Annotated in this window: 26 protein-coding genes; 19 read left to right on the top strand and 7 right to left on the bottom strand. The window is 69.1% G+C overall.

Annotated elements, in window-relative coordinates:
* Positions 1-138: 138 nt before the first annotated feature.
* Entirely contained in the window at positions 139-690 is a 552-nt protein-coding gene (gene idi / locus ACPPVW_RS06285; protein ID WP_426625664.1) for an isopentenyl-diphosphate Delta-isomerase, read from the top strand.
* 167 nt (positions 691-857) lie between these two features.
* On the opposite strand, the gene dcd is transcribed toward idi, so the two are convergent.
* Complete coding sequence (dcd, locus tag ACPPVW_RS06290; RefSeq protein ID WP_426625665.1) at positions 858-1,463, bottom strand: dCTP deaminase; 606 nt, start codon at positions 1,461-1,463, stop codon at positions 858-860.
* Between the two features lie 90 nt (positions 1,464-1,553).
* Between dcd and ACPPVW_RS06295 the strand changes: the two genes are divergently transcribed.
* Entirely contained in the window at positions 1,554-2,084 is a 531-nt protein-coding gene (locus tag ACPPVW_RS06295) for a GNAT family N-acetyltransferase (protein ID WP_426625666.1), read from the top strand.
* Between the two features lie 15 nt (positions 2,085-2,099).
* On the opposite strand, the gene ACPPVW_RS06300 is transcribed toward ACPPVW_RS06295, so the two are convergent.
* Entirely contained in the window at positions 2,100-2,543 is a 444-nt protein-coding gene (locus ACPPVW_RS06300) for a hypothetical protein (protein ID WP_426625667.1), read from the bottom strand.
* A gap of 99 nt (positions 2,544-2,642) precedes the next feature.
* On the bottom strand, positions 2,643-3,725 hold the full coding sequence (locus ACPPVW_RS06305) for an SDR family oxidoreductase (protein ID WP_426625668.1): 1,083 nt from the start codon (positions 3,723-3,725) through the stop codon (positions 2,643-2,645).
* Between the two features lie 138 nt (positions 3,726-3,863).
* Here ACPPVW_RS06305 and ACPPVW_RS06310 point away from each other — a divergent pair, with 138 nt between their 5' ends.
* From ACPPVW_RS06310 to ACPPVW_RS06320, 3 genes are read left to right on the top strand one after another with little or no spacing between them, the layout of a single operon-like run.
* Entirely contained in the window at positions 3,864-4,211 is a 348-nt protein-coding gene (locus ACPPVW_RS06310; RefSeq protein WP_426625669.1) for a hypothetical protein, read from the top strand.
* A gap of 41 nt (positions 4,212-4,252) precedes the next feature.
* Positions 4,253-7,282 (top strand): FAD-binding and (Fe-S)-binding domain-containing protein, encoded by a 3,030-nt coding sequence (locus ACPPVW_RS06315; protein WP_426625670.1) that lies wholly within the window; start codon positions 4,253-4,255, stop codon positions 7,280-7,282.
* Positions 7,283-7,289: 7 nt separating this feature from the next.
* Positions 7,290-8,360 (top strand): enolase C-terminal domain-like protein, encoded by a 1,071-nt coding sequence (locus tag ACPPVW_RS06320; protein WP_426625671.1) that lies wholly within the window; start codon positions 7,290-7,292, stop codon positions 8,358-8,360.
* 19 nt (positions 8,361-8,379) lie between these two features.
* On the opposite strand, the gene ACPPVW_RS06325 is transcribed toward ACPPVW_RS06320, so the two are convergent.
* Positions 8,380-8,841, bottom strand: a complete 462-nt coding sequence (locus ACPPVW_RS06325) for a hypothetical protein (protein WP_426625672.1) — start codon at positions 8,839-8,841, stop codon at positions 8,380-8,382.
* Entirely contained in the window at positions 8,838-11,174 is a 2,337-nt protein-coding gene (locus ACPPVW_RS06330; RefSeq protein WP_426625673.1) for a molybdopterin oxidoreductase family protein, read from the bottom strand. Before ACPPVW_RS06330 ends, ACPPVW_RS06325 begins: the two co-directional genes overlap by 4 nt.
* A 211-nt stretch (positions 11,175-11,385) precedes the next feature.
* Between ACPPVW_RS06330 and ACPPVW_RS06335 the strand changes: the two genes are divergently transcribed.
* From ACPPVW_RS06335 to ACPPVW_RS06360, 6 genes are all read left to right on the top strand, one after another.
* Positions 11,386-12,282 carry an SDR family oxidoreductase gene (locus ACPPVW_RS06335; RefSeq protein WP_426625674.1) on the top strand — a complete coding sequence of 299 codons (897 nt, stop codon included), beginning with the start codon at positions 11,386-11,388 and terminating at the stop codon, positions 12,280-12,282.
* A gap of 137 nt (positions 12,283-12,419) precedes the next feature.
* Positions 12,420-14,258, top strand: coding sequence for a thiamine pyrophosphate-requiring protein (locus ACPPVW_RS06340; RefSeq protein ID WP_426625675.1), 1,839 nt, complete (start codon positions 12,420-12,422; stop codon positions 14,256-14,258).
* Positions 14,259-14,318: 60 nt separating this feature from the next.
* Positions 14,319-14,780, top strand: a complete 462-nt coding sequence (locus ACPPVW_RS06345) for a hypothetical protein (protein ID WP_426625676.1) — start codon at positions 14,319-14,321, stop codon at positions 14,778-14,780.
* Positions 14,781-15,112: 332 nt separating this feature from the next.
* Positions 15,113-15,346 (top strand): hypothetical protein, encoded by a 234-nt coding sequence (locus ACPPVW_RS06350; protein ID WP_426625677.1) that lies wholly within the window; start codon positions 15,113-15,115, stop codon positions 15,344-15,346.
* An 11-nt stretch (positions 15,347-15,357) separates the two neighbouring features.
* Positions 15,358-15,564 (top strand): cold-shock protein, encoded by a 207-nt coding sequence (locus ACPPVW_RS06355; protein ID WP_426625678.1) that lies wholly within the window; start codon positions 15,358-15,360, stop codon positions 15,562-15,564.
* A gap of 133 nt (positions 15,565-15,697) precedes the next feature.
* A complete protein-coding gene (locus ACPPVW_RS06360; protein WP_426625679.1) occupies positions 15,698-16,792 on the top strand; it encodes a fatty acid desaturase family protein in 1,095 nt (364 codons plus the stop codon).
* A 52-nt stretch (positions 16,793-16,844) separates the two neighbouring features.
* Here ACPPVW_RS06360 and ACPPVW_RS06365 read toward each other — a convergent pair whose 3' ends face one another.
* Positions 16,845-17,987 (bottom strand): lactonase family protein, encoded by a 1,143-nt coding sequence (locus ACPPVW_RS06365; protein ID WP_426625680.1) that lies wholly within the window; start codon positions 17,985-17,987, stop codon positions 16,845-16,847.
* 173 nt (positions 17,988-18,160) lie between these two features.
* Here ACPPVW_RS06365 and ACPPVW_RS06370 point away from each other — a divergent pair, with 173 nt between their 5' ends.
* The 8 genes from ACPPVW_RS06370 (at position 18,161) to ACPPVW_RS06405 (ending at position 26,350) form a co-directional block, all read left to right on the top strand.
* Positions 18,161-18,829: a sigma-70 family RNA polymerase sigma factor gene (locus tag ACPPVW_RS06370; RefSeq protein ID WP_426625681.1), complete on the top strand. Its 669-nt coding sequence runs from the start codon at positions 18,161-18,163 to the stop codon at positions 18,827-18,829.
* Positions 18,826-19,038, top strand: coding sequence for a hypothetical protein (locus ACPPVW_RS06375; RefSeq protein ID WP_426625682.1), 213 nt, complete (start codon positions 18,826-18,828; stop codon positions 19,036-19,038). Before ACPPVW_RS06370 ends, ACPPVW_RS06375 begins: the two co-directional genes overlap by 4 nt.
* 109 nt (positions 19,039-19,147) lie before the next feature.
* On the top strand, positions 19,148-20,806 hold the full coding sequence (locus ACPPVW_RS06380) for an MDR family MFS transporter (RefSeq protein WP_426625683.1): 1,659 nt from the start codon (positions 19,148-19,150) through the stop codon (positions 20,804-20,806).
* Between the two features lie 105 nt (positions 20,807-20,911).
* Complete coding sequence (locus tag ACPPVW_RS06385) at positions 20,912-22,774, top strand: glycerophosphoryl diester phosphodiesterase membrane domain-containing protein (RefSeq protein ID WP_426625684.1); 1,863 nt, start codon at positions 20,912-20,914, stop codon at positions 22,772-22,774.
* 217 nt (positions 22,775-22,991) lie between these two features.
* Positions 22,992-23,306 carry a hypothetical protein gene (locus ACPPVW_RS06390; RefSeq protein ID WP_426625685.1) on the top strand — a complete coding sequence of 105 codons (315 nt, stop codon included), beginning with the start codon at positions 22,992-22,994 and terminating at the stop codon, positions 23,304-23,306.
* A 152-nt stretch (positions 23,307-23,458) separates the two neighbouring features.
* Complete coding sequence (locus ACPPVW_RS06395; RefSeq protein ID WP_426625686.1) at positions 23,459-24,940, top strand: PQQ-binding-like beta-propeller repeat protein; 1,482 nt, start codon at positions 23,459-23,461, stop codon at positions 24,938-24,940.
* A 682-nt stretch (positions 24,941-25,622) separates the two neighbouring features.
* Entirely contained in the window at positions 25,623-26,021 is a 399-nt protein-coding gene (locus tag ACPPVW_RS06400; protein WP_426625687.1) for a hypothetical protein, read from the top strand.
* A 92-nt stretch (positions 26,022-26,113) separates the two neighbouring features.
* Entirely contained in the window at positions 26,114-26,350 is a 237-nt protein-coding gene (locus tag ACPPVW_RS06405; protein ID WP_426625688.1) for a YaaC family protein, read from the top strand.
* A 117-nt stretch (positions 26,351-26,467) separates the two neighbouring features.
* Here ACPPVW_RS06405 and ACPPVW_RS06410 read toward each other — a convergent pair whose 3' ends face one another.
* Positions 26,468-26,815, bottom strand: coding sequence for a DUF2283 domain-containing protein (locus tag ACPPVW_RS06410; RefSeq protein ID WP_426625689.1), 348 nt, complete (start codon positions 26,813-26,815; stop codon positions 26,468-26,470).
* Between the last annotated feature and the right edge of the window lie 47 nt (positions 26,816-26,862).

Here is a 26,862-nt window from a genome sequence, read left to right on the forward strand (position 1 = left end):
CGCCCTGCCGCGCTCGGCCTCACGCTTCTGAGCCGCCGATCGTCCGACCGAGCCTGCCGAGCCTGCCGAGCCTGCCGAGCCTGCCGAGCCTGCCGAGCCTGCCGAGCCTGCCGAGCCTGCCGAGCCTAGGATGGACGCATGACGCCACCGCGCGAAGAGGTCGTGCTGCTCGCCGACGACGGCACCCCGGTTGGGACCGCGGACAAGGCAACCGTGCACTCGGCGCACACCCCGCTCCACCTGGCGTTCTCGTGCCACCTTTTCGATGGCGAGGGACGCGTTCTCGTGACCCGCCGCGCGCTCGGCAAGGCGACCTGGCCCGGGGTCTGGACGAACTCGTTCTGCGGGCATCCCGCCCCCGGCGAGACGATGGAGGACGCGATCGCCCGCCGCGCAGCCGACGAACTCGGCACCAGGGTCGAGAACCTCGTCGCCGTCCTCCCCGACTTCCGGTATCGCGCCACCGACGCCGCCGGCATCGTCGAGTACGAGGTCTGCCCCGTCTTCACGGCGACGATCGCGGGCGAGCTCGACCCTGTCGAGGCCGAGGTCGCCGAATGGGAATGGGTGGATCCGCGGGTGCTGCTCGCGGGGGTCGACGCGACACCCTGGGCGTTCAGCCCGTGGCTGACCCTGCAATTGCCCGCGCTCTACGCAGACGATGCGCCCGAAGCTTCAGGTCAGCTGTGAGTGGGTCTCATTATTTTCCACCTGTGTAATTGACTGTGGATAACTTCGTCGGCGTATGCCGCAAGGCGAATCCGTTCGTCCCCGAAGCAGCTAGCCCGGGTAGCATTTGCGCCTCCGCACCTACCAGCCGGGCGTGGGCTCGGGTGAGCCGGGCCGACCGGTCAGGGTCAGCTGGACGGTCGTCCCGCGTCGTTCGCTGAGACGTCGGTGCGGTGGAAGTTGAGGTACGAGCGCGAGGCCGTCGGGCCGCGCTGGCCCTGATACCGGGAGCTGTACTCGGCCGAACCGTACGGGCGCTCGGCCGCGGACGACAACCGGAAGAAGCACATCTGGCCGATCTTCATGCCCGGCCAGAGTTTGATCGGCAGCGTCGCCACGTTGCTCAGCTCGAGCGTGACGTGACCCGAGAAGCCGGGATCGATGAAGCCGGCCGTGGAGTGCGTGAGCAGGCCCAGCCTCCCGAGCGAGCTCTTGCCCTCGAGACGCGCGGCGACGTCGTCGGGAAGGCTGACCATCTCGAAGGTCGACCCGAGGACGAACTCACCCGGGTGCAGGATGAACGGCTGACCCGGGTCGACCTCGACGAACCGGGTCAGCTCGGGCTGATCGATAGCCGGGTCGATGAAGGGGTACTTGTGGTTGTCGAAGAGACGGAAGAAGCGGTCCAGCCGCACGTCGATGCTCGACGGCTGCACCATCGCCGACTCGTACGGCTCCAGCGCGATCCGCCCAGCACCCAGTTCGGCCTTGATGTCACGATCGGAGAGAAGCACGCGCCCAGCCTATCGGGTGGGGTGAAAGCGCAGCAGCGGCCCTGCCGCCGCCCGGGCCGAGCACCCTGACACCTGACGTAGCCTGGTGCGATGAGCACCACCGTCCCGGCGGCCACCGTACGCATCCGACCGGCCGCCGAGGGCGAGTTCGCCGCGATCGGCGAGCTCACGTACGCGGCGTACTCGCACGACTACACCGATCTCTCCGACGACTACCGTCAGCAGCTGCGACACCCCGAGACCCTCCTCGACGCGTTCGACTTCTTCGTGGCGGAGGACGCGGTCACCGGCACGCTCGTCGGCACGATCGCCGTGCTCCGCGCCGGTCACGACCAGCACGGGCACGTCGGGCCGAACGAGCTCTACTTCCGCCTTCTGGCCACGCATCCCTCCGCCCGCGGGCGCGGCATCGGCGCCGAGCTGACCCGGTTCGCCATGGCGGAGGCTCGACGCCGCGGACAGCGCGCCGTCGTGCTGAACAGCGGCCCGGAGATGCTGGGCGCGCACGCGCTCTACCGCAAGCTGGGCTTCAGCAGGCGCGCCGAGCGGGAGGGCGTCATCGTCCTCCCCGACGGCCGGGAGCTGCAGCTGCTCACGTTCGTGCTCGATCTGGAGGGGTGACGCTCCGGCCGGCCGTCAACCCGCGACGGACGAGCGCTGCCGAACCACGGCTCCCGCTCCGACGGCGATGTACAGCGCCGCGGCGGCGACGAACCCGACCGACATGAGGAACGACAGCCAGTCGCTGCCGGTGAACATCGTTCCGACCCCGACGAGGAAGGTCGCGATGATCACGATGAACCCCCACAGCGCGGCACTCTGCGCGACCCCCGCCCGACGAGCGGTCGTCCACACCCGCACGGCCACGACGATCAGCCCGATGCCGACGAGCGCGTGGAGGCCGAGGAGGATGCCCGCGAACACCCGGGCAGCACCCTCGTTCTCCTCGGGGGCGCCGATGAGATTCGCGCCCATCCCGAGAAGGAACTGGACGGCGAGCGCGCTGAGGGCCTCCCTTGAGCGGCGGACAAGATCGGCAGAGGAGTTCGGGAGTGCAGAGGAGTTCGGGAGCGTGGACATCGGGGTCCCCTTTCATTCAGCGGTGCGCGGCATTCAGCCACCATTCTGTTCGCGCAGCCCGCTCCTGTCATGGGGGCGACGGAGTACGTTTCCGTACTCTCAGCGGAGTACGGTGCGCGCGACGCCGTCGGCAGCACGCCGCAGCGGTCCGCGCCGATCCCGAGCAGCCGCGCTCAGAACGGTCGCGCCGGCGAGCGCCGCACCCGACAGCGCCGCACCCGCGACGCTCAGCGACCGCCGGTTCCGCGACGCCCACGCCTGCACGCTCCTCCCCTTCGAGCGGTCTCCGAACGGCCCGTGGCTGCCGTGGTCGACGACCCGGTCGGCGGGCTCCCACAGGTTGGCGGGCTGGTCGGCCGGGCGCGGCTCGTCGGTCTGCTGCGACTGGTAGCCGGTCCGTGCCAAGTAGCGGTCGAGCAGGCCGGGAATCAGGCGGTTGCCGACGATCGTCTCCACTGTCGACGCGCCCACCCAGTACGCGCGCCGAGGCCGCACCGCTGCCCGGACGATCGTGCGGGCGGCGACCTCCGGCTGGTAGATCGGCGGCACCGGCTGCGCCTGCTTCGGGAGGCGCGACAGCAGCCACCGGAACTGCGGCGTGTTCATCGCGGGGAGGTGGACCATGGTGATCGCAACGTCGCTGTGGTCGTGCAGCAGTTCGGTGCGCACCGATTCCGTGAAGCCGACGATCGCGTGCTTGGCGCCGCAGTACGCGGACTGCAGTGGGATGCCGCGGTAGGCGAGCGCCGAGCCGATCTGCACGATCGTGCCCCGGCCGGCGGGACGCATCCGGCGGAGCGCCGCCATCGTGCCGTAGACGAACCCGAGGTAGGAGACCTCCGTCGTCCGCCGGAACTCGTCCGGGGCGATCCGACCGAACTCGGCGAAGACGGAGGAGAACGCACAGTTCACCCAGACATCGATGCGTCCCCATTCGGTGACGACGCGCTCCGCGGCGGCCTCCATCGCCTCCGCGTCAGCCACATCGACCGGCACCGTGAGCGCGCGGCCGCCCGCGGCGCGCACCTCGTCGGCAGCGGCTTCCACCCCCGCCTCGCCGCGGGCGAGCAGCGCGACGCTCGCGCCATTCCGCCCGAACTCGACGGCGGCGGCGCGGCCGACGCCTCCGCTCGCGCCCGTCACGACGACGATGGCGCCCTCCAGGTTCTCGATCCCGTTCATCGACAGTCCTCCGCTCGTTCACGATTCGATGCTGCGATGCTCCGCGCCTCCTGCGAATCCGGTCAACCCCTTGCGCTCACGCACAGAGGGGCATTGCATCCGCATCAGGAACGTCGGGACGACCAGGAAGGCTGCGACATGACCGTGAAGCTCAACCGGAAAGCCCTCGACCACGCGCGCTCGCTCGTGGAGAAGGGGACGGTGGTCCGCGACGAGCGCGACGACTGGAGCGAGCACGCACCGAGCGCCGCCGACGAGAACGCTTTCATCGACAAGCACGGCTGGGACGAATACGCGCTCTGGCACCTGGGCGAGGACGCGGAGGCGAGCGAGGAGACGAAGGGGCGGTTCAGCTTCCCTTATGGCGACTTCGCCACGGTTCATCGCTGCGCGGTCATCTCGCTGGAGAGCCGCGCCGCTCAAAACGACCACGATGACATCGCGAAGTCGACGAAGAAGCTCCTCGAGCAGATCGACGAGGACTGAGCCGTGTCGCCCCTCGCATCCGACGCGGAGGACGGCCGCCGATGAGCGTCATCACCTCGGGCGGCGTCGACGTTCGGACGCTCGCTGACGCCCTCGCCGACCGGGTCGACGGGGAAGTGCGGTTCGACGACGGCAGCCGGGCGACCTACGCGACCGACGCCTCCAACTACCGGCAGGTGCCGATCGGCGTCGTCGTGCCGTACACGGTCGACGCGGCGGTGGAGGCCATCGCCGTCTGCCGCGAATACGGCGCGCCTGTGCTCAGCCGCGGCGGCGGGACGAGCCTCGCCGGCGAGTGCACCAACCACGCGATCGTCATCGACTGGAGCAAGTACTGCAACCGGGTTCTGTCCGTCGACCCCGACGCACGCACCGCGACGGTCGAGCCCGGCATCGCGCTCGACGACCTCAACGCGGTGCTGGCCCCGCACGGCCTCCAATTCGGGCCGAAGCCGGCCACGCACTCGCACTGCACGCTCGGCGGGATGATCGGCAACAACTCGTGCGGGTCCACCGCCCAGGCGTACGGCAAGACCGTCGACAACGTGCGCCGGCTGGAGGTGCTGACCTACGCGGGCGACCGGTTCTGGGCGGGACCGACCTCCACCGAGGAGTTCGAGCGCATCCAGCACGCCGGCGGGCCGGTGGCGGAGCTCTACACCGCGATGCGCGACCTCGCCGAGACGTCGGGCGACCTCATCCGCGAGCGCTATCCGCACATCCCGCGCCGGGTCTCGGGCTACAACCTCGACTCGCTGCTGCCGGAGGCCGGGTTCGACGTGGGCAGGGCGCTGGTCGGCTCGGAGTCCACGCTGGTCACGGTGCTGCGCGCGGAGCTCGACCTCGTTCCCGTGCCGCCGACGCGCACCTTCCTGGTCCTCGGCTTCCCGAGCATCGAGGACGCCGCGGATGCCGCTACCGAGATCGCCGAGCACGACCCGCTCACGATCGAGGGCCTCGACAGCGTGCTGGTGAACGACCAGAAGACCAAGCGCCAGAACGTGGAGGCCCTGCATCTGCTCCCCGAGGGCGACGGCTGGCTGGTCGTCGAGTTCGGCGGTCAGACCAAGGACGAGTCGGACGAGAAGGCGCGGAGAATGGTCGCGGCGCTCCAGGACCGCGACGTCGTGCCCCACGATCGCGAGTTCGGCGACGAGGCGCACCAGAAGGAGATCCTGGAGGTCCGCGAAGCGGGGCTCGGCGCAACGGCGTGGATCCCCGACCGCCAGGACACCTGGGAGGGCTGGGAGGACGCCGCGGTGCCTCCCGAGCACCTCGGCCGGTACCTGCGCGACTTCGGCGACCTCCTCGACGAGTTCGGCTACCAGAACGTCTCCCGCTACGGGCACTTCGGGCAGGGCTGCGTGCACTGCCGCATCCCGTTCGACCTCGTGACGGAGGAGGGGATCGCGCAATACCGCGCGTTCATCCAGCGCGCGGCGGAGCTGGTCGCGAGCTACGGAGGTTCGCTCTCCGGCGAGCACGGCGACGGGCAGTCGCGCGGGGCCCTGCTGCCCGTGATGTTCGGCGAGGAGGTCGTGCACGTGTTCGAGCGGTTCAAGGCGCTGTTCGATCCGGAGGACAGGATGAACCCGGGCAAGGTCGTGCATCCCTACCAGCCGACCGAGAACCTCCGGCTCGGCGCCGGGTACGGGCCGAAGGTCGACGTGGAGTTGCACTTCTCGTACCCGAAGGACCGCGGGCAGTTCGACCGCGCGGCCCTGCGTTGCGTGGGCGTCGGCAACTGCCGCAGCCACAGCGGCAACGTCATGTGCCCGTCGTTCCGGGCGACGAACGAGGAGGAGCACTCCACGCGCGGCCGCTCGCGGCTGCTCTTCGAGATGCTGGAGGGACAGTACCGCGAGAGCCCGATCGCCGACGGCTGGCGCTCGACCGAGGTGCGCGACGCCCTCGACCTGTGCCTGTCGTGCAAGGGCTGCAAGACCGACTGCCCGGTCAACGTCGACATGGCGACCTACAAGGCCGAGTTCCTCTCGCACCACTACGAGGGGAGGCTGCGCCCGGCCGCCCACTACACGATGGGCTGGCTGCCGATCTGGGCGCGGATCGCGAGCGTCGCGCCGGCGCTCGTGAACCGGCTCGCGCGCATCCCCGGGCTCTCCCGTGCGGCCAAGCGGCTCGGAGGCGTCGAGCCCGACCGGCCAGTGCCGCGGTTCGCGCCCCAGCGCTTCACCGACTGGTTCGCCGAACGGCCGCCCGGGCCCCCTGCGCCGCTGGGCGACGTGATGATCTGGCCGGACACGTTCACCGACAACTTCCACCCCTCCATCGGCCGCGCGGCCGTCACCGTGCTCGAAGACGCCGGCTACCGCGTGGTTCTGCCGCCGGGGCACCTCTGCTGCGGCCTGACCTGGATCTCGACCGGCCAGCTCGCGACGGCCGGGAGAATGCTGGCACACACCGCCGAGGTGCTCGCCGCCGCGCTGAGCGACGACGTGCCCCTGGTCGGGTTGGAGCCGAGCTGCCTCGCGGTCTTCCGCTCCGACGCTCCCGAACTGCTGCCCGACGATCCGAACGTCGCCGCGGTCGCCGAGCGGGCGACCTCCTTCGCCGAGCTGCTGGAGCGCACGCCCGACTGGTCGCCCCCGCACATCGGTGGCACTGCGGTCGTGCAGCCGCACTGCCACCAGCACGCGGTGGGCGGCTTCGGCGCCGACCAGACGATTCTCGACAGGGCCGGGATCGAGACGACCACGGTGGAGGGCTGCTGCGGTCTCGCCGGCAACTTCGGCTTCGAGGACGGCCATCTGGACGTGTCGGCGGCGGCAGCCGAGCACGCGCTGCTTCCCGCCATCCGGGAGGCCGGACCGGGCGCGCGCGTGATCGCGGACGGCTTCAGCTGCCGCACCCAGGTCGAGCAGCTCGGTGGCACCGCCGGCCTCTCCGAGGCGTCGCGGCCGCTGCACCTCGCGGAGGTCCTCGCACTGCAGCTCGGAGCGCGCCGCGGCGTGCCCGTGCGGGTGGACCGCCCGGGCCGGACCGCCGAGCGTGTGCCCGCGGAGGCGGTCGAGCGGGCGCTCGCCTCGGAGCGCGTGCGGCAGAGGAGCTGAACGGTCGATGGGCGGGACGCTCCCAGTCGTGGAGGCGCTGGAGACTCGGGTCCTCCGCATCCCCACCGACTCCCCGGAGGCCGACGGCACAGCCTCCTGGGACAGCACGACGCTGGTCGTCGTGCTGCTCCGGGCCGGCGAGGTGACCGGCCTCGGCTACACGTACAGCTCGGCCGCGGCGGCGACCGTGATCGACGACGAGCTCGCGCCGGTGGTGCGCGGGAGGTCGCTCGCCGACCTCGCCGCGATCGTCGCCGACCTCGAGCACGCGCTGCGCAACCCCGGCCGCCCTGGCATCGGCGCGTGCGCGCTCTCTGCGGTGGACGTCGCGCTCTGGGATGGACGCGCCCGCGCGCTCGGAATGCCGCTGGTCGACCTCCTGGGACGGGTTCGCGTGTCCGCTCCCGCGTACGGGAGCGGAGGCTTCACGACCTACGACGACGAGCGCCTGCACGACCAGCTCGCGGGCTGGGCGCGCGAGGGCTGCCGGTGGGTGAAGCTGAAGATCGGCGAAGCGTGGGGCACGCAGGAGGAGCGCGACCTCCACCGGGTGCAGGTGGCGCGTGAGGCGATCGGACCCGAGGTCGGCCTGTTCGTCGACGCGAACGGCGCCTACGGTGTCGGCCAGGCGCTACGCGTGGAGCGCGCGCTGCGGCGGTACGACGTGACCTGGTTCGAAGAGCCGGTGAGCTCGGACTACCCGGACCAGCTCGCCGCCGTGCGGGCGGGCGCGCTGGCCGACATCGCGGCGGGCGAGTATGTGTACCGCCCCTCGGACGCCGTTGCCCTCCTCGGCTCGGTGGACTGCCTCCAGCTCGACGTCACCCGCTGCGGCGGCTACAGCGGCTGGCTGCAGCTGAGCAGGCAGGCCGCGGCGCACGGTGTCCCGGTCTCGGCGCACTGCGCACCGCAACTCGCCGCGCACGCGGGCTGCGCGACCCGCGGGTTCCGGCACCTGGAGTACTTCCACGACCACGCTCGGCTGGAGAGCGAGGTGTTCTCCGGAACGCTGCCGCTCGTGGACGGTGCGCTCACTCCCGAGCGTCTGCCCGGTCACGGGCTGACGTTGCGGGAGTGACCCCCTGGAGCGCGAGCGCTCATCGGGCGACGACCAGCGCTTGCGGCGCGGCCTGCTTCATCCGGGTGCGCAGCCAGCGCAGTTGGATCGCGGTCTGCTTGTCGCACGAGCCCACGACGTCGAGCAGCTCGCGGTCATGCAACGCCATCGCCGCCTGCCCGACCATCGACCAGGTGATGTCGGTGAGGCTCGCGAGGAGGTAGAGGTCCTGGAGGTCGCGTAGCAGTCCGAGCGGGCCGGAGCGCGGTTGCGAGATCGCGTCCGCGCGGAGGCGTTCCGGCTCGTCGTCAGCCGGGGCCGTGCCGACGCGGGCGATCACCGGGTCGAGCTTGGCCCGGTGATCGTCGCACTGCGAGGCGAGGCTCCGGCAGAGGAAGTGCACATCGGGCTCGTCGCCGTGCGCGTCGGCGACCTGCCGGTACGACTCGGCGAGCGTGGACTCGGACTCCGCCAGGAGGGTCAGATACACAGGGAGCTTCACGATTCGTCCTTCCACGCGCGCACCTGCACCGCGGCCGACTTGAACACGGGCTGCTTCGACACCGGGTCCCACTCCGTCGCCGTCATCTCGTTGGCGGCCGTCGGATGCCGCTCCTCGGCCTCCGGAGGAGCATCCCAGTACCCGTAGTGGAACGGCGCGAACACCGTTCCGGGCTTGATGTCGGTGATGCGGACCGGAGCCACGATGCGCCCACGCCGGGAGCGGACCTCCACGAGCTCGCCCTCTGTCAGACCGCGCGCGGCTGCGTCCGACGCGGCCAGCTCGAGCCAGACCTCGGGGGCGGCCTCCTGCAGCAGCGGGGTGCGGCCCGTCTTGGTGCGGGTGTGGAAGTGGTAGACGCTGCGCCCGGTGGTCAACCGCAGCGGGTACCCGTCGTCCGGCGGCTCATGCGGGCCGGTGAACGTCGCCGACTTGAGCATCGCGCGGCCGTCGACGCCGAGCGCCTTGTAGGCCTCCCCGCCGACCGCGGCGCCGGTGAGGAGGTCGTGCCCGTAGGTCTCGCAGTACTCGGGTCGTGACGGGAAGTCGAAGTCGGTGTACAGCCGGATCACGCTCTTGGTCTCGTGCTCGCGTCGGGGCCAGTGGATCCCGGACTCACGGCGGAGGTCGTCATAGGAGATCCCGGTGTAGTCGCACGGGCGTCCGCGTGAGCACTCCTGCCACGCCCGGTAGGCGTCCTCCGGTCCGCGCCAGTCGAGCAGTGGGCCGCCGTCGTTGCGACGGAAGTCCATCCGGCGCGCGTAGTCGAGGAAGATGTCGAGGTCCGAGCGCGCCTCGCCCGGCGGATCGACCGCCTTCTCCGACAGGTGGACGGTGCGGGTCGCGTTGGTGAAGGTCCCCGTCTTCTCGCCCCAGCCTGCTGCCGGAAGGACGACATCTGCGAGCTCGGCCGTCTCGGTGAGGTAGAGATCCTGCACGACCAGGAACAGGTCCTTCTTCGCAAGGATCTCCCGGATGCGTGCCAGCTGCGGCAGCGACACCGCCGGGTTGGTGGCCGAGATCCAGAGGAACGAGATCGACCCCTGTTCGACGTAGCGGAACAACTGCATCGCGTGCGTCGGCGCCGCCCAGTGCGGAATCACCAGCGGGTCGACATCCCACAGCGTGGCCAGCTGCTGGACGTGCTCGGGGTTCTCCCAGTTGCGGAAACCGGGCAGATCGCCATCGGCGCCGGTCTCGCGGTTGTTCTGCGCGGTCGGCTGTCCGTTCATCTGGAGGATGCCGGCGCCGGGCCGGCCGAGCATCCCGCGCAGCAGATGGAGGTTGTTCACCTGGCACGAGGCGGCGGTCGCCTGCGGCGCCTGGTAGAAGCCCTGCAGCACGGTGGAGACGACGCGCTCGGAGCTCGCGAAGATGCGGGCGGCCTCACGGATGTCGGCGGCGTCGAGCCCGCAGACCTCGGCGGTGTGCTCGGGGGTCCACAGCGCGCACTGGTCGCGCAGCTCATCGAAGCCGACCGTGTGTGCGGCGACGAACTCCTCATCGACCCAGCCGTTCACGATCAACTCGCGAACGAGCCCGAGCATCAGTGCGAGATTGGTGCCAGGCTCGAGCGCCAGATGCACGTCCGCGCGCTGGGCCACCGGGGTGTTCCTCGGGTCGACGACGACGAGCTTCGGCGGGTCTGCCCCGTCGAGCCGGTCGAGGATGTGCGACCAGGTGACTGTCTGCGTCGCGGCAATGTTGTGGCCGTAGAGGAAGAGGGCATCGCAGTCGTCGATGTCCTCATAGCAGCCGGGCTGACCGTCGGCGCCGAAGGTCTCCTTGAGAGCGGAGGCAGCGGTCGCCGTGCACAGGCGGGTGTTGCCGTCCATGTGCGGCGTTCCGATGCCGCCCTTCCCGAGCACCGCGAGAGCGTAGTACTCCTCGATGAAGAGCTGGCCGCTCGTGTAGAAGCCATGGCTGAGCGGGCCGACGGTGTCGAGGAGTTCCCGGCTGCGCGAGACGATGGCCTCCATCGCCTCCTCCCAGGTCGCCGGCTCCAGCTCGCCTCCGCGACGGAGGAGCGGCGTGGTGAGCCGGTCGTCACCACCCATCCCCTGCCAGCTGCCATAAAGACCCTTGGGCCCGAGGCGGCCGCGGTTGATGGCGTCATCGGCGCGACCGCGCACCCCGACCATCCGGCCGTCCTTCACCGCGATGTCGAGGCCGCAGCCGTTGCTGCAGAGCACGCAGGCCGAGCGCGTCCAGCGGTCGATGTCTGCTTCGGTGAGTCCGTCGGCCAGCACCTGGTCGACGCGCGTCGGCCAGGTGGCCCCGGCCGCATACGGAGTTCGTCGGCCCCAGACGTCATCGATCCGTGTCTCCTCCATGATCGCCACCGTCGTCCGATATTCCGTTGGTTCCGACCCCTTGCGCGAACCGTGCGAACGTGGGCGACCACGCACGCGCCCGACGCACGGCCTCGGGACGCACCGCCGGACTACCCGCCTCCGCTGCGCTGTCAACCGGTATGTCCGGCGGACCGGACGCGGTTCAGTGGCGCGCAGGCACACAACCCCGCCGTCTGAGGAAGGAGAACGAATGCCTGACAGCCAGTACAGCTTCGACAACCCGGTCGACCGCTACCCGCACATCCACCCGCCCGAGACGCAGGTGCCGGAGCCCGGCCGCGACAGCGAACTCGACCCGCCCGCCGATCACGGCGAGTCCAGCTACGTGGGCACCGGTCGGCTCACCGGGAGGAAGGCGATCGTCACAGGAGGCGACTCCGGCATCGGCGCCGCCGTGGCCATCGCGTTCGCGCGGGAAGGGGCGGACGTCGCGATCGTCTACCGGCCCGACGAGGAGGTCGACGCTCAAGCCGTCGCCGAGCAGATCCGCGACACGAATCAGAGCGCGCTGATGCTCCCCGGCGACCTGACCGAACCGGCGTTCTGTCGGGAGGTCGTGAAGCGCGCGGTCGACGAGTTCGGCTCGCTGGACATCCTGGTCAACAACGCGGGAAAGCAGCTGTTCTGCACCGACCTGGCCGACCTCCCTGACGAGCAGTTCGACGAGACCATGAAGACGAACGTCTACGCGATGTTCTGGCTCACCAAGGCGGCGCTGCCGCACCTGCCCGCGGGGTCGACGATCATCAACACCACCTCGGTGCAGGCCTACCTGCCGAGTGAGCTGCTGGTGGACTACGCGACGACGAAAGCGGCGATCAACACCTTCACCAAGGCGCTCGGTCAGCAGCTCGCCCCGAAGGGCATCCGTGTGAACGCCGTCGCTCCTGGACCGATCTGGACGCCGTTGCAGGTCAGCGCCGGACAGCCGCCGCAGAAGCTGCCGGACTTCGGCTCGCAGACCCCGCTCGGGCGCCCCGGGCAGCCCGCCGAACTCGCACCGGCCTACGTGCTCCTGGCGTCGCCGGAGTCCAGTTACGTCGTCGGCGAGACGCTCACAGTGACGGGTGGAATGCCGACACCCTGAGGGGCCGCTCCCGCACTCGCTCGGGCGCGGCGGCCGGGCATGCATGTGCACGAATAGGCCGCAAGGGGTTGCGCGCGCCGCCTTCCGGACGTTCGCTGGCGTCGAGACGCGAAAGAGGGCGAAAGTAGGGAACGACTATGGCAACGACGGTCAGCGAGTTCGTGATCGGGCGCCTGCGGGAGTGGGGCGTACGGCGTGTGTTCGGCTTCCCCGGCGACGGGATCGGGGAGTTCGACGGGATGCTCGGCAAGACCGAGCGAGCCGGCGACGGACTGGAGTACATCCGGCCGACGCACGAGGAGATCTGCGCCCTGATGGCGGTGGCGCACGCGAAGTTCACCGGCGAAGTCGGGGTGTGCGTCGCCACCTCCAGCCCCGGCGGGTTCCACCTGATGAACGGCCTCTACGACGCCAAGATGGACAACCAGCCCGTCGTCGCCATCGTCGGCCAGCAGGGGCTGAACGCGTTCGGAACCTTCAACCAGCAGGAGAGCAAGCTCGAGCAGACGTTCTCCGACGTCGCCGCCTATGTGCAGACGATCGTCTCCCCGGAGCAGACGCAAGCCGTTGTCGACACCGCCTTCCGTACCGCGATCACGCGCAAGCAGCCCTGCGTGATCATCCTCCCCCACGACGTGCAGGGCATGGAGATGGCCGAGCCCGGGGCCGAGATGTGGGTCTCGCGCTCCAGCGCCGTGGCGCCGTCGACGGCGATCGCCCCTCCGCCCGAGCAGCTGAGGGCTGCCGCCGACATCATCAACGCCGGCGAGCGCGTGACCTTCCTCGTCGGCCACGGCGCCGTGGGCGCGACCGAGGAGGTTCTCGCGGCGGCCCGGCTGGCCGGCGCAGGTGTCATGACGACGCTGCGCGGTAAGCAGGTCGTTCCCGGCGACGTCCCGTTCCACACGCAGCAGCTCGGCCTGCTCGGCTCCCGACCGAGTTACGAACAGATGCAGGAGTGCGACACGCTCGTCCTCCTCGGCACCAACTACCCGTACGGACAGTTCCTCCCGGCGACCGGGCAGGCGCGCGCCATCCAAGTCGACCTCCGGCCGGAGCAGCTCGGGCTGCGTTACCCGACCGAGGTGAGCATCTGGGGCGACGTGAAGACCACCCTCGACGGCCTCATTCCGCTGCTCACCCAGAAGGAGGACCTCTCGTGGCAGGAGGGCATCGCGGCGAAGATGCGCGACTGGGAGGACGAGCTCGCCGCCCAGGCCGAGCAGCACTACGACGACGGCGTCAACCCGCGCGCCGTCTACCACGAGCTGAACAAGCGCCTCCCCGCCGGTGCGATCGTCACCGCAGACGCGGGGACGACCGCGGATTGGTACGGCCAGCACATCCGGCTGCGCGACGGCATGAGGGGCGATCTCTCCGGACGACTCGCCACCATGCTCGCCGCCATGCCGTACGCGACGGCCGCGAAGTTCGCCTACCCCGACCGCACCGTGATCTGCACGATCGGCGACGGCGCCTTCCAGATGCTGGGGATGAACGAACTCATCACGGTGAAGAAGTACCAATCGCGGTGGTCGAACCCGAGTTTCGTCGTTCTCGTGCTGCACAACGACGACCTGACCCAGGTGTCGTGGGAGATGCGCACCGAGGACGCCAACCCGGTCTGGCCCACCTCCCAGGACGTCGAATCGGTCGACTACGCCGGATGGGCCCGACTGCTCGGCTTCCAGGGCATCGCGGTCACCGCCGACGACCAGATCGAGGCGGCCTGGGACACCGCCCTCGCCCATCCCGGCGTCACGATCATCGATGCGCACACCAGCAAGAACGCGCCGCCGCTGCCTCCGCACATCACGTTCGAGTTCGCGAAGAACACCGGCCTTGCGCTGCTGAAGGGCGACCCGGAGGGGCTCGGCGCGATCAAGGCTTCGGCGACGTCGCTGATCACCGAGGGCATCGAACGCGTCAAGAACACGCTGCACCTCGGCTACGACGACGACGACGTCGTCCGCTAGACACGACTCACCGAACCGGAGGAATGACGAATGCGAGTTCCGCGTGACAGGATCCGTCGGATGATTCTCGACGAAGTGGGCGATGCGGCGCTGGCGGGCGTGCCAGAGAGCTTCATCGGGGCCGTGGTCACGGGCGCCGCACTCGCAATCGGCGACGATGACCTCCGGTACACCGGGGCGAGCGTTCAGCGGACGGAGGAGCTGGTGCGGCTCCGGTTCGGAGGGTTCACCGACAGCACGCTGACGACGATCAGCGCAGATTTCGACCTCGCCAGCCGTCATGCCGAGGTCGTGACCCGGGTCCACCGCCGGTCCGACCTCGAACGCCTCGAGATCAGGGGAGGCACGGCGTCGTTCGGCGGGGACGACCCTGCGGAGTGGCCGGGTTCGTTCGCCGTACGCGCCCAGTACCGGGACGGGTTGGAGATCGTGATCCCGATGAGCGATGCGAACACTCCGAAGAAGCGGAACGCGGTCTGGACCATCCTGGCCGGCCTGCGCCAGGATCTCTCCACCCGGTGACGCATGTTTTCGCGTTCAGTCAGCAGAAACCGCGTCATGAGACGACCATTTCCCCATGGTCTCGCTGGCTCTGGACCGGTTCCCCGGGTTCACCGTGTATGGTGGAGTGGTTCGAGGCGGAACATCCGTTCTTCGTCGAATGAGATAACGCGTTCTGATCGCGTGCCCCGATTCACGCCCGGCTCCCGGGCCTCCATACTTTTTTCACCCGCCGCAGCAGACCTGCCGCAGCCCCTCCCCCGCCTCGAGACGAGGCGAAAGGACTCACCATCACCCTCTCTCAGCACCCTTCGGCCGCGCTTGTCTGGCGCCGGGCCGACGAGAGCGTCTGGGTGGCGACCGCCGGCGACGAGTACATCGGCATCGCCGAACTCGACGCCGGCCGCTTCCGCGTGCTCGACAACCGCTCGCACCCCGTCGGAACCGCCCCCACCATCGCCGAGGCGGAAACACTCCTCCGACGCACACCATCGCACCGCGTCCGCCGCGGTGTCACCAGAACGTCCGCGCCGATTCGGGCGCGGCGACCGGAACCGGCCTCCCGGTTCCCGAAGAATGAAGAATGAAGGAAGAAAAGATGCCCACAGGCACCGTCAAATGGTTCAACTCGGAAAAGGGCTACGGATTCATCGCCCCGGATGACGGCAGCGCCGACGTCTTCGCCCACTTCAGCGAGATCGCCGCGACCGGCGGCTACCGCAACCTCGACGAGAACCAGAAGGTCGAGTACGACCTCGCGCAGGGACCGAAGGGCCCCCAGGCCGCCAACATCCGGCCCGCGTGATCGCTGTGTGGTGCCCGGCCGACGGTCGGGCACCACACCGGCAACCCCCAGCAACCGCCCTTACGCTTGCTGCATCTCGGGCGTTCCGCCCACCATCCTCGGCTGGGAAGTCGTCGCATCAGCGGAGGAAGCCATGACCGCATCCACTCTCGGACCCGTTCTGCGCACGCGACAGCGGGACGAATCGCGTGCACCGGTCACGAGCACCTACAACGAGCTCCTCGGCCGCGTCCGCGGCGAAGGCCTGTTGGAGCGTCGGCGCGGCTTCTACATCACCATGTTCGCCGTGCTCACGGCAGCACTCCTCGGCGCCATCGCCGGTTTCGTGCTCCTCGGCGACTCGTGGTTCCAGCTGCTCGTCGCCGGAGCGCTCGGCCTGATCTTCACCCAGTTCGCGTTCCTCGGCCATGAGGCCTCCCACCGCCAGGTGTTCGCCTCCGGCCCCCGCAACGACCGCGCGGGCCGTCTCATCGCGACCTGGGTGGTCGGGATGAGCTACCAGTGGTGGATGACCAAGCACACCCGCCACCACGCCAACCCCAACACGGTCGGCAAAGACCCCGACATCGCCTTCGACACGATCTCCTTCACCGAGGAGGACGCAGCACGTCAGCGTGGCGTCCTCGCGGCGATCACCCGCAGGCAGGGTTACCTGTTCTTCCCCCTTCTTCTGCTGGAGGGTGTGAATTTGCACGTGACATCCATTCGATCGCTGCTCGCTCGCGGGCCGGTCGAGCGCCGGACGAGCGAGCTGGTCGCGATCGCCCTGCGGCTGTCCATCTACGTCACGATCGTGTTCACGATGTTGCCGCTCGGTTTGGCGTTCGCGTTCCTCGGAGTCCAGCTCGCCGTCTTCGGCGTCTACATGGGCGCCTCGTTCGCCCCCAATCACAAGGGGATGCCGCAGCTGCCCGCCGGCGCCCGCGTCGACTTCCTGAACAAGCAGGTCCTCACCTCGCGCAACATTCGCGGTGGCTGGACGATGAGCCTGTTCATGGGCGGTCTCAACCACCAGGTCGAGCACCACCTGTTCCCGAGCATGCCTCGGCCCCACCTGCGCCGCGCCCGCGAACTCGTGCGAGAGCACTGCGCCGCCCACGACATCCCCTACACCGAGACCGGGCTGGTGAACTCCTACCGGATCGTCATCCGCTATCTCAACAGGGTCGGCCTCGCCGCGCGCGACCCCTTCGACTGCCCCGCCGCCCAGCGCTTCCGGCGCGCGTGAGCGGGCGACTCCACACGCCGCGATCGGGTCGCGGCGTGCGGACTGGTGACGGTCAGAGCGCCGCGATGCCTTCGCCGCCGACCGCGCCGGGGACGACGACGGAGCCGACCTTCGTCAGGCTGCCGTCTGCACCCACGCGGAACGCGTCGACGCCTCCGTTGCCGCCGGTCTGCGCGTAGAGGTAACGCCCGTCAGAGGAGACGGCGGCGTCCACGGTGCCGGGGCCGGTCGCCGTCGTGCCGAGCGCCGCGAGCGTGCCGGCGCCCGCATCGGTGAAGCCGGACAGCGTGGAGCTGCCGGCATTCGAGGCGTAGAAGCGGGAACCGTCGCGGACGATCCAGCAGGTGGCCGCCTGCCCTGTGGCCGCCTGCGCGGTCGGGATGACCGCGCCGCTCGGGTCGATGCGGAACGTGGCGACCGCGTTGGTTCCCGCCTCAGCGACCACGAGGTGGCCGCCGGCATCGAACGACACCGCGAACGGGACAGCGCCCGGTTCGGGAGTCACGACGGGGTGGTGCGAGAGCCCGCCGAAGCGGTCGACAGCGAACACGTCGATGGCGCTCCCGTTCCCCTTCGTGGTCACGACCAGGTGCGACCCGTCCGGAGTGAACGCCACCTGGCCGGGAGTGTGCGTGAACTCAGGGGTCTGCGTCGGGTCGAGGCCGAGCGGCCGGTTGTAGGAGGGCACGCGCACGAGGAAGTCCCCGATCCTCGCGTAGCCCTGCACCGCTCCGCCCGCGCGGGCGTCGAGCACGTACACGAACGGCCCGTGCGCTGTCACGCTCACCGGGAACGAGCCTCCGGTCGACAGCACCTCGAGCCGGATCAGGCGATCGCCGCGGACCGCGAACACGGTGAGCGTGTTGCTTCCCGCGTTGACGGCGTAGAGCAGCCCGCGGTCGTAGACGAGGGAGCCCTGCGAGGCCAGATGGTCGACGACCGAGCCGGTCAGCGCGCCGCCGACCCCTCCGGTCGGATACGTGCCGGCCTGATGGAGGGTGCCGTCGGGCGCGCGGTCGTAGGCGACGACCGAGTTGCCCGCGAGCCCGTCGGTCTGCACGAAGACGGCCGCGGACGGGCCGAGGGGAGGCGCGGAGCTCGAGGGTGCGGGCGCGGCGAGCGCCGGCCCAGTGAAGAGAGCGGTCGCGGCGACGGCGGCGACAGCCGCGACCGCGAGACGGAGTTGCGTTCTCATGATTTCTCCTTCGTTCGAACGGTTCGGGTGCGGGTCAGCACCTCATGCCGAGCGCCGTCATGCGCAGTGGCGCCCGATCGGTGAGTGACGGACGGCGGGGAATCCTTACCCGCGCGTCGACTTTCTCTCCCGGTTCTCCGGCCGAGGCGGCCCCGAGCCGTAGCATCGGGTGCATGGCAGTCGGCGACGTGCGCCCAGGGCAGTGGCGGCCGTCTCCCGACGACCAGGCGGAGACCGACGAGTGGCGGCGCACGCTCACGGCAGGAGGAGCCGTCCAGCGCGCCGCCGAAGAGCGTCTCTACGGGCTGCTTCTGCGCGTCGCGCAGGGCGAGGTTCGCCGCCGCTCGGTCTCGGTGCGGTTCTCGGGCCCGGAGCTGGACGACATCGCGCATCAGGCAGCAGCGGATGCAACCATCGGGGTGCTCCGGAAGCTCCACGAGTTCCGGGGCGAGAGCCGGTTCACGACCTGGGCGTACACGTTCGCCGTGTTCGAGGTCTCGACCAAGATCGGCCGCCACTTCTGGCAGCACCCCACCGTCTCGCTGGACGCGGCCAAGTGGGAGCGCCTCCCGGACCGGCTGGGGATCTCACCCGAGGAAGCCGGTGAGGCGGCCGAGCTGCTCGCCGCCCTCCGGACCGCGATCGAGACGGTGCTGACGCGACGGCAGCGCGACGTGCTCCTCGCCGTGGTGCTGCAGGGCGTCCCGCTCGATGCCCTCGCGCTCGCCCGCAAGACCACGCGCGGTGCGCTGTACAAGACGCTCTTCGACGCGCGACGGAAGTTGCGGCGCTACCTTGTCACTAATCGGTATCTGGACGACGACGGGAAGGAGGCGAGATGAGCGCCAGGGACAGCCTCGACCGGTTCCTCCACACCGACCCCGACGACGGCGGCTGCGCCGAGACGATGTCGCTCATGCACGTGTTCGCCGAACTCGTCCTCGCCGGACTCGACGCCGCCGCACGCTACCCTCGCGTCGCTGCGCACCTCGCCGGATGCGAGGCCTGCGGCGAGGACTACGCGGGGCTGCTCACGGCGCTCGCCCGCTAGCGACGGAGGCACGGGTCGACCGGGCACGGGCGGGCCCGGGCCCGGGCGGGATCGGGAACGCATGCTATACCGGGCAGTGAGTTCCTGTCGACGAGCGGAGGCGAGCGGTATGGATGCTTCGAGCGGACCTCAGGCGGCTCCACGGTCGGTGACGGACAAGCCCAACATCGTTCTGGTGTTCGCCGGACTGCTGCTGACGATGCTTCTGGCGTCTCTCGATCAGACGATCTTCAGCACCGCGCTGCCGACGATCGTCGGCGAGCTGCACGCCGCTGACGAGATGGGCTGGGTCATCACGATCTATCTGCTCACCTCGACGATCGTGCTGCCCGTCTATGGCAAGCTGGGCGACCTCATCGGGCGCAAGGGCATCTTCATCGCGGCCATCTCGATCTTCGTGGTCGGCTCGACGATCGGCGGGTTCGCACCTGACATGACCTGGTTGATCATCGGCCGCGGCGTGCAGGGTCTCGGCGGCGGCGGGCTGATGATCCTGTCCCAAGCGATCATCGCCGACGTCGTTCCCGCGCGCGAGCGCGGGCGCTATATGGGCATCATGGGTGCCGTATTCGCGGTGTCCTCGGTGGCAGGACCGCTCTTGGGCGGGTGGCTCACCGATGCGGTCAGCTGGCGCTGGTGCCTGTGGGTCAACATCCCGCTCGGCATTCTCGCGATCATCGCAGCCGCGGCGTTCCTGCACCTGCAGAAACACCCGACTGCCGCAGTGCGGCTCGATGTCTACGGGATCGGCCTGCTCGCCCTCGCGTCCACAGGCCTCATCCTGGTGAGCACCTGGGGTGGCACCACGTACGACTGGGACTCGCCCCTCATCATCCTGCTGATCGTCGCCACCGCTATCGCCGCCATCGTGTTCGTGCTCGTCGAACGACGCACCCCCGAGCCGATCATGCCCCTGAAGCTGTTCCGACGCCGCAACTTCAACCTGAGCACCGGCGCAGGCCTCCTCATCGGCGTCGCCATGTTCGGGACGATCGCCTACACCCCCACCTATCTGCAGATGGTGACGGGCGTCAACGCCACCCAGGCCGGGCTGCTGATGGTCCCGATGATGGCCGCTCTGCTGGTCTCCTCGGTCGCGTCCGGGCAGATCGTCAGCCGAACCGGCCGATACAAGTGGGCGCCGATAGCGGGCACACTCACGACGGCCGTCGGACTCTTCCTGCTCTCCACGATGTCCGCGACGACGGCCGTGTGGGTGACCTGCCTCTACCTCGCGGTCATGGGACTCGGACTCGGGCTGTGCATGCAGAACCTCATTCTCGTCGTGCAGAACACCTTTCCGAACTCGATGGTGGGCACCGCCACGGCGACCAACAACTACTTCCGTCAGATCGGCTCGTCGCTCGGCGCTGCCATCGTCGGCACCGTCTTCACGTCGCGCCTCGCCGATCTGCTGACGCAGCGACTGTCGGCCGGTGGATCGGCCGCCGCTGGAGCGAGCAACGAGTTCACTCCGGGCTCGGTCAAACACCTGCCCGCCGCGATCCGTGACATCATCGTCGCCTCCTACGCCGATGCCCTCACGCCGATCTTCCTCGCCATGGTTCCGCTGATGGTGGTCGCGACCCTGCTCGTCGTCTTCCTTCGCGAGGTGCCGCTCCGAACCACGATCGACCACTCCGACGTGATCGCGGACAGCCTCGAGATCGACGGCTCCAACGCCGTCGCCCTCACGACAGCCGAGCTGGCGATCATCAGCGCCGCCCAACGAAATGAGGACCGCGGACGCGCAGTCAGTACGGAGTAAGGCCGCTCAGCTGCACGCCCGCCCACTATCGGGTGCCTCGGCGGGCATCCACCACTCACACCTCGTTCACAAAGTGGAACGGACATTCTGCATAGGCTGGGTCGAGTGGGAGAGCAGCATGCGAGCACGCACAGCGGAACCGGCGTCCGCCGGCCGCTCCGCCGCATGAGCAGCTCCATCGGGGTCGAGTTCGGGCGGAACAGGGACGCGGCCCGGCGGACGCGGAGCCGGCCGGCGATGTTTCTGGTGACGGCACTGGCCGTCCAGTTCGCAGCGATCGCCGGGACCCTCCCGGTCGTCGGCTCACTCGTGGACCTGGCACTGGCTCGCTCCGGAACCCGCAACCTCACCGACCGGACGGTTTCGAGCGTTCTCTCCGATCCGCTCGCCGCGTTCCTCATCGTCAGCGCCGTGGTCGTGATGGGCGCGACCCTCGTCGTGCAGATCGCTGCACTGATCGCGGTCGCCTCCCAGGCGCGCAACCGCGCGCCCCTCTCACTCGCCACGATCCTGCGCGACGTCGGGAGGGCACTCCGTTCGGCCTGGCACCCTCAAGCGCCGCTCCTGCTGCTCTACCTGCTCGTCGTCGTGCCGCTCACCGGGCTCGGGGCCTATTCGACCGTGACGCAGGGGATCGCCATCCCGCCGTTCGTCACTCGGGAGCTCCTGAAGACCCCACTCAGCGCCGCCGCGTACTGCGCGGCGATCGCCGCGCTGTTCTCTGTCAACGCACGCCTGGTGTACACGATCCCGGTGATGTTGATCGGCCGGACGACGCCGCTGGCTGCGATGGGCGCGAGCTTCCGGATGACGCGCAAGCGGACCGTCGCCGCCGTGCTGTCCGTCCTGATCCCTGTCGGGCTCGGCGCCCTCCTCTCGACCGCCGTGACCGGCGCGCTCTCCTGGGTCGCCTCGCTGCTGCCCGGCGACCACGGCACCACGTCAGCCGCGCTGATCGGGTGCGGATCGGCGCTGGCACTCGCCCCGCTCGCGCTCGGACTGGCGACGGCGCTGAACCGGATCGTCGACGACACGTGGACCGCGCTCGACCTGCGACCGCAGCCGGCTCCAGTCCGCGCGGAGCCGAGGACCCGGCGACACGTGGGCCGGAATGCGATCGGCGTGGGCGTCAGTTTCGTGGTCGCTTCGATGGTGGCCGCCGTGTCCGCGACCGCCTCGGCCGCGCCCGCCCGCCCGATCGCGGACGCCGTGATCGTGGCCCACCGCGGCGACGTGTGGGGCGGCGTCGAGAACACCCTCGGCGCACTCGAGGCGGCAGCCGCCGTGCATCCGGACTACGTCGAGGTGGACGTGCAGCAGAGCAAGGACGGCGTCTTCATCGCCTCCCACGACACGAACTTGCTCATGATGTCCGGCCGGGACGTCAACGTCTATGACCTGACCGCCGCCGAACTCGCGCGAACGCAGGTGACGCAGCACGGCCACACCGATGTGATCCCGACGATGGCCCACTACGTCACCCGCGCGCGCCAGCTCGGCGTGCCACTGCTCATCGAGCTCAAGGTCCACGGCCACGAGCGCGGCGACGTCGTGCGGGACTTCGTCCGCGAACTCGACGCACTCGGCGACGCCGACGACGCGAACTACCACTCCCTCGATCCGGATGCGGTCGCCGAGCTGAAGCACCTCCGCCCCGACCTCCGCGTCGGCCTGACCATCGCCCTGAGCATCGGCGGAGTGCCGGACAGCCCGGCCGACTTCTTCCTCGTCGAACAGGCCTCGTTCACCGAGCAGTTCCTCCGCGACGCCCACCGGCAGGACAAGTCCGTCTACGTCTGGACCGTCAACGACGACACCCGCGTGCGCGGACTGCTCCGCCTCGGCGTCGACGGCATCGTCACCGACATCACCCGCAAGGCCGTCGAGGACCGCGACGAACTCGCGAGGTCCTCACCACCGGGCCTCGCCGTCCACGACGCGCTGAGGACGGTCGGGGCGTTCCGCTGACGGGAGCCACGGGGTCTGCAGCCCAATGACCGGCTGCTGACGAGGGTGTCGGGCACCGGACTCGGCGATCCCGCCACATCGCTCGCGGAAGCGGCGACCTCCGTGTCCGCCCTCGCGGCGATCACCGGAGCGGTTGTCCCGCCCGCCATGCGCAGACCGCGCTGAGCGAAAGAACAACCCCCTGTACGGTGGCCGAGCCTGGTGGTTCTCTGCGGTCATGCGAAGGATCGAGTACGCCGGCGGCGCTTTCTACACAGGGGATGCGATCGCCGAGGCGCTCCTGGATTACGCTCGAGAGCTCGCCCGCAACTCCACAGCCGACACGGTGTTCATTCCAGCGCAAGGCATCGACGGTGACATGCGGCGGGTGGAAGTCCTCCTTGGCCCCGCGAGCCAACTCCTGAGCGAACCGATGTCACTGGTGGGCGCGGAAATCACGGACGAAGCATTGGTCGAGCGGATTCGTCACCTCTCCGACAGGCTTGCCGCGGGGCGACCCGGTCACGATGAGCCGTTCATCGATCCGGAGTGAGTCCCGCAGCCGGTTCCCCGTCCTCCCGGACGACGAGCAGATCGGTCGAACTCGATCCCACCCTCCGACGGTGAGCCACGCGATCCGAGCGCTTCACGGCTGCTGCGCACACAACTGTCGTCTCGTCCGGTCGGTCGGCATACGCTGTCGCCATGCACCGCGCGACACAGGGAACAGGTGGCCGCACGGGCGCTCGCCGCGCGGCGGTCGCCCTTGCGACCCTGCTGCTTCTCGCGGGTTGCACGGCATCCGGGCCTCCCACGCCGACGACCTCCCATGCGTCGAGCGCGTCGCCCAGCTCGCGCCCGTCGCCGACGGGTTCCGAGCCTCCGGTCGCGGTCCCGATTCCCGGGATCACTGCGTGGTCCTCGTACCACGCCGACCCCTCTCGCACCGGGGCAGTGGACGCCGGCGCACCGCTCGCCTCGGTCGCCCGCGCCTGGTCCGCGGACCTCGGCGGCGCGGTCTTCGGTCAGCCCGTCGTCGCGGGCGGCCGCGTGATCGCTGCCACGGAGACGAACCGGGTGGCGGCGCTCGACCCGGCCACCGGGAACGTCGTCTGGTCGGCCTCCCTCGGGACGCCACTCACCGACGTCGGTTCGGTCGCAGGCTGCGGGAACATCGACCCGCTCGGCATCACCAGCACGCCGGCCGTCGACCCCACCAGCGGGACCGTGTTCGTCGTCGGCGAGGTGAGCACAGGCGGAGGGGCCGTGCACCACCAGCTTGCGGGCTTCAGCGTCGCCACGGGCCAGCTGGTGCTCTCGGAGCCGGTCGATCCGCCCCTCCCCGCTGGCGAGGACCCGGTCAACCTGCTGCAACGGGCATCGCTCACCGTCGCGAACGGCCGCGTCTACATCGCGTACGGCGGCAATTACGGCGACTGCGGCGCCTACCACGGCTGGGTCGTCGGAGTGAACGAGACCGGCGCGCCCCACCTCGTCTCCTTCGAGGCGGCGCCGGACGGCCAGGGCGGGGCGATCTGGCAGGGCGGAGGCGCGCCGGCGGTCAGCGTGGGCGGAGACCTCTACGTGTCGACCGGCAACTCCAACCCGGACCCGCCGTCGGGCGGCCCCGATCCGGTCCAATACGCGGAGAGTGTGGTCAAGCTGTCGAGCGACCTGAAGCCGATCGCCTCGTTCAAGGACCAAGCGGCGGGCGCCGACGACGATCTCGGCACAGGCAACCCCGTGCTGCTGCCCGGCGGCCTGCTGTTCGTCGCGGGGAAGACCGATGTCGGCTTCGTCCTCCGCCAAACCGACCTGTCGGTGGTCGCGACCATCAGCGGCATCTGCGGCAGCGACCCCGACGGCGGCGCCGCGTACGACCAGGCGACGAATCGCCTGTTCGTCCCCTGCAGCGGCGGCGGCATCCAGACCGTCGACCTCGCCAGCGACCAGCGGGGCTCGCGCCTCGCGGGTGCGAACGGGCCGCCGATCGTGATCGGAGGGGCGGTGTGGGCAGTGCAGTACCCAGACGGCACCCTCAGCCAATTCGACGCCGCCACCGGGGCTCTGCTTCAACGTCGAGGGGTGGGGGACTCCGTCCCGCACTTCACGAGCCCGAGCACCGCGCTCGGGCTGCTGCTCATCGGGTCGGACACGGGAGTGGTGGCGTTTCGTGGGGGCGGTTAAGACTGGCGTAAGGCGTGCGGCTGGGGTTGGTACGTGACGGCGATCGCCCTGCGGAATGCCGTAGGCGTTCAACAGCCAGTTCCTGAGATCGGGCTCGAGTCGCTCCCAGCTGCGGACCGCCCGCACCAGGCACTGACGGCAGACGTGCCGCGCCCTCGGTCAGCTAAAGCCTTTGTACGAGGTAATAGCCTCGCTCAGGGCACCGAAGCGCTTGTCAGCGCTTTACGCAAGGCTAACCGGACGAGCCTATAAATCTAGCCAAGCTTAGCAATCTTTAGAGGCGTGCTTGAACCCTGACTGCCGGCCCTCAGCGCAGCGTTGTCGCCAAAGCGCTGAGCAACCTGTGGGTTTGGCCAAGAACCATTGAGCGGGTAGTCTTGGCGGCAGCCTTAGGTCCCAGTGTTTTACTGGGATTTGCGGGTGGCGCGAGTGTAGTTCATGGTGGAACTTCAGCTTCTACTACTCTGGATATCAGAGCGTCACATTCAGCCTCGTAAGCCCCGTTGATCGGGGCTTTTCCCAGCAGGCACAGCAGCAGTTCACAGCTGCGTCTCTGATCGGAAAGCCGGCCCTTGAATCTCTTCGGTCTGTCGCAGCAGGGCGCGCTATCGCGGGTGCCAGCGATCGCCTCGGCGAGATTGAGGGCGCAGTCGACTCCAATTGGATGTGCAACTGACACTGTTTGAAGGACACCGGGGAGCTTTCGGGCGGCGCTTTCCCTGATTCGCTCGTTACCGTCATCCCGAGCCCGCGCGACTCCTTCTCACGGCTATCGGTCGCGCTCGAGTCAACGACGGATGTGCGGCGGGTGTCCATATGCGCCGTCATGAGCCAGATCCTAGAGCTCCGGGTCAACTACCCACACCACCTTTCCGCCGCGCCGGTGCTCTCCCCAAACGGGATCTACACGCCAAGCGGTGGCGAGGAATTTGAACGGTTCGAGCTGCCAGTGCCCGGATTCACCTCGGATTGGCGGATCAATGAAGTGCGCGAGTTCGTGGATCAGTACCCGGCTCTGCGCGGATTCGATGTGGCGCGGCGCGAGGACGACGGGCCGCTGGAGTCGCACAATCCCGAATAGGTCTTCGTGCTGGTACCTGCCGCGGCGCTTGAGCAGCAAGCCAACGGGGGCCGACAACTACTTCGCTCGCGGACCTACCGCCATCACGAGTTGTGCTGCCATCGCTAGGCGAGACCGAGGGCGACCTTCATCCACTAGCTTCGTGGTGGCTAGTGCTCTTCGTGCTGTCGATGCTGGCCCGCTACAACCCGAGCGACTGGACGCGCTTGCTCGATCTGTCGAACTCGACGATCGCCGCGATGATCGAGTACACGCTTGATGCGGCCTTGAGTGCGGTTCCCGAACTCATAGCTGAATCGCTCGCCGGCCTCAATGCCACAATCGATTAGGTCAAGCTCAAGAGAAAAGAGCTTCCCTTTGGGCCACGCTCTGACGCTTCGGAGCAAGTAATATATATGGCGCGCAAAAGCCACGAGTTCGCTATCGGCGCAAGAAAATGCGGTGTATCAAGCGCCCTGGAGGTGTCCAGAGTTCACCCAGGGCCGCGGCACGGCGTCCACCGTCTCGCGCTGAGCCTGCAGCGATCCCATGAATCCATTGATGGTGGGGCGGATCGTCTTCAGAGCGTTAATGAGTCGCGAGTCGACATGAAAAAGTCGCTCGAGTTCGTCGTAGGGGATGATTGCGTCCAGATCGAGCAGTTCGATTCCTCGCACCATTCGGTGCTCGTCGAGATCGACATTGATCACGTCGGACACCTCGACGGTGCGCTTGACGGCGGCATCGCTGACGCGCAGATACGCAGCAGAGACCTCTGGGTCAATGCTCACGCGAATAATGCGTTCAGTCATCATCCTCACCCTTCCAGATGACGGTAACAATACGATACTCGTCCGTGCTA

It is taken from the genome of Leifsonia sp. McL0607 (assembly GCF_049993355.1).
Classification (GTDB): domain Bacteria; phylum Actinomycetota; class Actinomycetes; order Actinomycetales; family Microbacteriaceae; genus Leifsonia.

Coding starts and splice junctions, on each gene's coding strand:
- ACPPVW_RS06360 (WP_426625679.1), top strand. CDS start 15,698: ATGACCGCATCCACTCTCGGACCCGTTCTGCGCACGCGACAGCGGGAC.
- ACPPVW_RS06300 (WP_426625667.1), bottom strand. CDS start 2,543: ATGTCCACGCTCCCGAACTCCTCTGCACTCCCGAACTCCTCTGCCGAT.
- ACPPVW_RS06335 (WP_426625674.1), top strand. CDS start 11,386: ATGCCTGACAGCCAGTACAGCTTCGACAACCCGGTCGACCGCTACCCG.
- ACPPVW_RS06320 (WP_426625671.1), top strand. CDS start 7,290: ATGGGCGGGACGCTCCCAGTCGTGGAGGCGCTGGAGACTCGGGTCCTC.
- ACPPVW_RS06390 (WP_426625685.1), top strand. CDS start 22,992: ATGCGAAGGATCGAGTACGCCGGCGGCGCTTTCTACACAGGGGATGCG.
- ACPPVW_RS06330 (WP_426625673.1), bottom strand. CDS start 11,174: ATGGAGGAGACACGGATCGATGACGTCTGGGGCCGACGAACTCCGTAT.
- ACPPVW_RS06370 (WP_426625681.1), top strand. CDS start 18,161: ATGGCAGTCGGCGACGTGCGCCCAGGGCAGTGGCGGCCGTCTCCCGAC.
- ACPPVW_RS06295 (WP_426625666.1), top strand. CDS start 1,554: ATGAGCACCACCGTCCCGGCGGCCACCGTACGCATCCGACCGGCCGCC.
- ACPPVW_RS06345 (WP_426625676.1), top strand. CDS start 14,319: ATGATTCTCGACGAAGTGGGCGATGCGGCGCTGGCGGGCGTGCCAGAG.
- ACPPVW_RS06380 (WP_426625683.1), top strand. CDS start 19,148: ATGGATGCTTCGAGCGGACCTCAGGCGGCTCCACGGTCGGTGACGGAC.
- ACPPVW_RS06395 (WP_426625686.1), top strand. CDS start 23,459: ATGCACCGCGCGACACAGGGAACAGGTGGCCGCACGGGCGCTCGCCGC.
- ACPPVW_RS06355 (WP_426625678.1), top strand. CDS start 15,358: ATGCCCACAGGCACCGTCAAATGGTTCAACTCGGAAAAGGGCTACGGA.
- ACPPVW_RS06410 (WP_426625689.1), bottom strand. CDS start 26,815: ATGATGACTGAACGCATTATTCGCGTGAGCATTGACCCAGAGGTCTCT.
- ACPPVW_RS06365 (WP_426625680.1), bottom strand. CDS start 17,987: ATGAGAACGCAACTCCGTCTCGCGGTCGCGGCTGTCGCCGCCGTCGCC.
- ACPPVW_RS06305 (WP_426625668.1), bottom strand. CDS start 3,725: ATGAACGGGATCGAGAACCTGGAGGGCGCCATCGTCGTCGTGACGGGC.
- ACPPVW_RS06375 (WP_426625682.1), top strand. CDS start 18,826: ATGAGCGCCAGGGACAGCCTCGACCGGTTCCTCCACACCGACCCCGAC.
- ACPPVW_RS06310 (WP_426625669.1), top strand. CDS start 3,864: ATGACCGTGAAGCTCAACCGGAAAGCCCTCGACCACGCGCGCTCGCTC.
- ACPPVW_RS06315 (WP_426625670.1), top strand. CDS start 4,253: ATGAGCGTCATCACCTCGGGCGGCGTCGACGTTCGGACGCTCGCTGAC.
- idi (WP_426625664.1), top strand. CDS start 139: ATGACGCCACCGCGCGAAGAGGTCGTGCTGCTCGCCGACGACGGCACC.
- ACPPVW_RS06340 (WP_426625675.1), top strand. CDS start 12,420: ATGGCAACGACGGTCAGCGAGTTCGTGATCGGGCGCCTGCGGGAGTGG.